This window comes from Microbacterium sp. H6 (assembly GCF_003314775.1).
Taxonomy (GTDB): domain Bacteria; phylum Actinomycetota; class Actinomycetes; order Actinomycetales; family Microbacteriaceae; genus Microbacterium; species Microbacterium oxydans.
The window spans coordinates 11,274-14,593 of record NZ_QOAY01000187.1 but is presented as its reverse complement, the minus strand read 5'-3'; the positions used below and the strand labels follow the sequence as shown (position 1 = coordinate 14,593).

Below are 3,320 nucleotides of genomic sequence, written 5' to 3'. Positions count from 1 at the left end.
CAGCCCTGTGCCCGCCTGTCAGCGCGGAATCTCGTGCCAGAGGTCGACGGCGTCATCGTCGCCGGACGCCCGTGAGCCGGCGCGGCCGACCACCGTGACGGCGACACGGGGATCACGCGCCGAGCGGATGATCAGACGAGCGGTCTGCGCGCGACTGAGCACGACGGCCAGCTCGTCCCTGATCAGTTCTCGCCGTGTCTCGTCGATCCCGTCGAAACCGCCCTCATCGAAGACCGTGACCACCACCCCCCGGCGTCGTGCCGCCTCGATCGCGTTGCGCACGGCGTCGTTGAGGAGATCGGCTCCGCGCAACTCGTCGCGCAGCCTGCCCTCGGCGAGGCGGGCGTCCATCCGCTCCTGCTCGTCCAGCACACCCCGCGCGGCCACCACTCTGCTGAGGACGGGACCGGCGACGGCCAGCGCGAACTGCGTGCGCAGGCGCCGCTCCCGCTGACGCACCCGCTGCGTCGCATGCCACGCGGACACGGCCTGCTGGATCTCGGCGAGGCGCTCCGTGTCACGCACGGCGCGGTCCCAGAACATCACCAGGAGCCCAGCGACCACCACCCACATGATGGAGCCGACGAGTCCGAGGTTGAGGGCGACGACGAATCCCAGATAGGCCGACGCGGTGACGACGAGCACCCCGAGAACGAGAACACCGATCAGAGCGCGCCTCCGGACGACGCAGACGACGCCGAGCAGTCCGAGCGCCCCGATGTACCACGTGGCGAAGGGAGCCGTCCGATCCGCCGGGTCGAGCGACGAGGTGACGAGGATGGGGATGAGCGCACTCGCCACCAGCGCCAGGATCGCCGACCACATCGGCATCCTGACGACGGCGCCGTGTCCGAGGATCGCGACGTTCACGACCACGAGGTACAACCCGATCGCGAGCACCATCACCAGCGGTGCGGTCGGCTGCTCGATCCACCAGATCCCCCTGGCGACGAAGTACAGGGCGAAGCCGACGGCGAGGGAGGTGGCGACACTCCGGACGGTGCGGTTCACGAGCGCTCCCACCCCAGGACGACAGTGGTCCCGTGCCCGTCGGAGAGGATGTCGGCGGTGCCGGCCACCCCCGCCATGCGCGCGAAGATAGACGCACGGATCCCGAGTCGGTCGACGCCGATCGACTCGACGTCGAATCCGGGTCCGGTGTCGGAGATGGTCACGCCGATGCCCTCGTCCCCGTGCCCTTCGACGATGATGTGGAGTCCGCGCCCGCCGGCATGCGAGACCGCGTTGCCGATCGCCTGTCTTGCCGCGAGCACCAGCGCGCGGGCAGCACGTCCGGGGATGAGTCCGATGCCTCCGCGCTCCTCCACGATCGCATCGGCGCCGAGCTCGGACAGCGCCCGACGCAGCTCGACAACGATCTGCACCGTTCCGACCGGTTCGTCGCTCCCCTCCTGTGCGACGGCGGCCTCGGTGTTCGCGAGGCGCGTGAGAGCCTCTCGCGCCATCGCCACGGCCAGCTCCCTGGCGCGTTCGCCCTCGGCACGCTCCGCGGCGATCAGAGCGGCCAGCACACTGTCGTGCATCAGGGCGGACATCGCCGCCCTCTCCTCCTCGGCCGCCGCCGCTGCCGCAGCAGTGGAGTACGACGCGACCGCCTGTCCCCTGGCCTCGTCCACCCCGGCGGCGACCGAGCGGAACATCCAGCCGAGTGAGACGATCACCACGCCGAGGATGAGGGTGAACGAGACGTCGAAGGCGGTCGTCACCCAGAAATCGCGCGAGAACTCGCCCTGGACGAGACGGACATAGCCGTACACGAACGGCACTCCCGCCGCCCAGACGAACTGCAGCGCAAGGGGGAAGGCGAGCATGGCCGCGACGACACCGACGTTGACGAGGAAGAAGATCCACGGCTGCTCTCCGGCCCCCTTGTCGGAGGGGTCGACGATCGTCGGCCACGCGGCGAGCACCAGCACGTACACCACGGCGAAGATGCCGGAGAAGGTGCGCACCCCGCGTCCGATCAGGCACGCCACCAGCATCGCGAGCAGGGGCACGAACACCACACACAACGCGACCACATGCGCGGGGTCCGCGTCCGACAGGGATGCCATCGCGGAGACCAGCGCCTGGGCGCCGAGCACAGCCGAGCCGATCGCGACCACGATGGCGAGTATCCGCTCCATGCGCTTGCCGGTGAAGCGCTCGTATGCTGTCTCCGTGCTGCCCGGAGACGGAATCTTGCTCCAGGCGTCGCGGATGCTCAGCGGCTCAGCGGCCACCGAGTGCCTCGTCGGCTGTGACGATCCCGTCTTCCATCGCTCGCCGGAGCAGGTCGACCTTCGTGGGCGCCGGGCGCCCCACCTCGACGTACTTCACGCGGATGCGGGTGATGTTCTCCTTGGCGGTCGAGTACGCGACGCCCAGCTTCTCGGCCACGGCCTTCAACGGCAGACCCGTCGCGTACAGGCGGAGGACCTCCCGTTCGCGGGTGGCGAGCTGCGCGTCGGCGAACGCGCGGTCTCCGTCGACAGCGCTCGCCCACTCCACGTTGTTGAGGGCCTCGCCCTGTGCGACCGTGCGGATCGCGTCCAGCACGTCGTCGAGTGCTGACGACTTGCTCACCACTCCCGCCGCACCGGCGGAGAGGGCTTCCCGCACGGCTGCAGGACGATCCGCCACACTGTGGATCACCACGCTGGCGCCGTCGTTCACGAGGGCGGTCACGTTCTCAGTAACGGTCGTGCCGTCTCCCAGCGTGAGGTCGAGCACGACCACATCGGCCGGCGCGGCCCCCGTCGCCTTCCGCCAGTCGATGTACGACACCACGGTGCTCCCGGAGAAGACCACGGTCTGCGAATCCCGCTCGCACGCGGCCTCGAGACCGAGGCGAACGGACTCGTGATCGTCGATGAGTGCGACCGTGCTCATCCCCTCAGCCTACTGAGTCCCCTCGGAAGGCCGTGGATCGCTCATCGTGTGAGCAGTGCCACGACCTCGAAGTGGTGGGAGTGCGGGAACAGATCGAAGCCGCGAAGACGGTCGACATTCCACCCGAGCGTGCGGAACGTGCCGAGATCGCGTGCGAGCGCCACCGGGTCGCAGGCGACGTAGGCGATGGCGTCGGGGGCGAGCCCGTGGATCGCCTCGACCACCTGACGCCCCGCTCCGGCTCGCGGCGGATCGAGCACGACGGCCCCGGCCCGACCGCCGCCCTTGCGCGTGGCGAGGAACCGATCGACTCGGGCTGTCACCGCGTCGATCTCGAGAGGGGCGAGGTTCGCCGCAGCATGCTGAGTGGCACGTGCACTCGACTCGACCGTCACGATGTCCGTGCCCCCGAGGTCAGCCAGGGTCGC

Annotated in this window: 3 protein-coding genes and 1 pseudogene; all 4 read right to left on the bottom strand. The window is 69.6% G+C overall.

The features are described from left to right. Positions 1-18: 18 nt before the first annotated feature. Complete coding sequence (locus tag DSP71_RS12160; protein WP_230977937.1) at positions 19-1,011, bottom strand: hypothetical protein; 993 nt, start codon at positions 1,009-1,011, stop codon at positions 19-21. Next, a complete protein-coding gene (locus tag DSP71_RS12155) occupies positions 1,008-2,243 on the bottom strand; it encodes an ATP-binding protein (protein WP_058631808.1) in 1,236 nt (411 codons plus the stop codon). The genes DSP71_RS12160 and DSP71_RS12155 overlap by 4 nt, the downstream gene beginning before the upstream one ends. Then, on the bottom strand, positions 2,233-2,892 hold the full coding sequence (locus DSP71_RS12150; protein ID WP_046748963.1) for a response regulator transcription factor: 660 nt from the start codon (positions 2,890-2,892) through the stop codon (positions 2,233-2,235). The genes DSP71_RS12155 and DSP71_RS12150 overlap by 11 nt, the downstream gene beginning before the upstream one ends. Positions 2,893-2,933: 41 nt before the next feature. After that, positions 2,934-3,320, bottom strand: a pseudogene (locus DSP71_RS12145) (class I SAM-dependent RNA methyltransferase); the annotation flags it as partial.